Genomic DNA, 920 nt, shown 5'->3' on the forward strand with positions numbered 1-920 from the left:
TCTTTACTTATCAAAATCAATGGTTAAACTTAGGTTTATTAACGATTATTTTATTATTTCTCCCCCATCTTTTATATTTAATTGATTTTCTTTTTAAATGTCTTTATCACCTTTTTCGTTTTCTTTATTATTTAGGAAAATATCTTTTATTATTATTAAAGAAAATATTTAAGAAAGAATAATTATTATGCGCATCAAAAACTTAAATCAAAGAACCAAATTATGGTATCAACACCGAAAAAAATACATCAACGCTTCCGAAATTGCTTCTATTACGGGGTTAGATCCCTTTCGTTCCATGGAACAGTTAGTTCATGATAAACTCTTTGGCACCACTTTTACCGCCAATCAATATACACTTCATGGCCAAAAAATGGAACCCATCGCTAGAGAATTTTTCATTCAAAAAACCAATTTAACTTTTGAAGACACTATTTTCACTGATGATCAAGTTAACCTTTTTTCCGCCTCTTTAGACGGATACAACGAACAACATCAAGCTGTTTTAGAAATTAAATGTCCTTTCGTTAACGAAAACCAAGAAGTCTCATCCACTTGGACTAATTTTTTAACTCACCCTAAGCTAGAAAATATCCCTCAATACTACTGGGCCCAAGTTCAATGTCAACTCTATTGTAGCCAAGCGAACTTCGCTTACTTTTTAGTCTATTTTAACGATCAAAAATATCATGTGGTACGGATTTATCAAGATAACAACTTCATTATCAAAATGATTCAAGATAGCGAAAAATACTTAGCTCTTTTAACCAAAGCCAAAGACGAATTAGAAAAAACCACTTATTTAAAACAATTAAGGAAAATCAAATAATTGATTAATACTTTTAGACCTTCAAATCGAAGGTCTTTTTTTATGCCCAAACAAGACTTAGGGAGTAGTTCTCTTGGGAAGGAAATTAGAG

General features: G+C 30.8%; 2 protein-coding genes. Both read left to right on the plus strand.

The genetic code is table 11. The features are described 5' to 3' along the window. Window positions 1-182: hypothetical protein (locus M8044_RS02440; protein ID WP_273585462.1), on the plus strand; the 182-nt coding region annotated here is incomplete at its 5' end. 5 nt (window positions 183-187) lie between these two features. Further along, on the plus strand, window positions 188-829 hold the full coding sequence (locus M8044_RS02445) for a YqaJ viral recombinase family protein (protein WP_273585463.1): 642 nt from the start codon (window positions 188-190) through the stop codon (window positions 827-829). The last annotated feature ends 91 nt before the right edge of the window (window positions 830-920 follow it).

Origin of the sequence: Columbia Basin potato purple top phytoplasma (assembly GCF_028595955.1) — a bacterium.
Classification (GTDB): domain Bacteria; phylum Bacillota_I; class Bacilli_A; order Acholeplasmatales; family Acholeplasmataceae; genus Phytoplasma.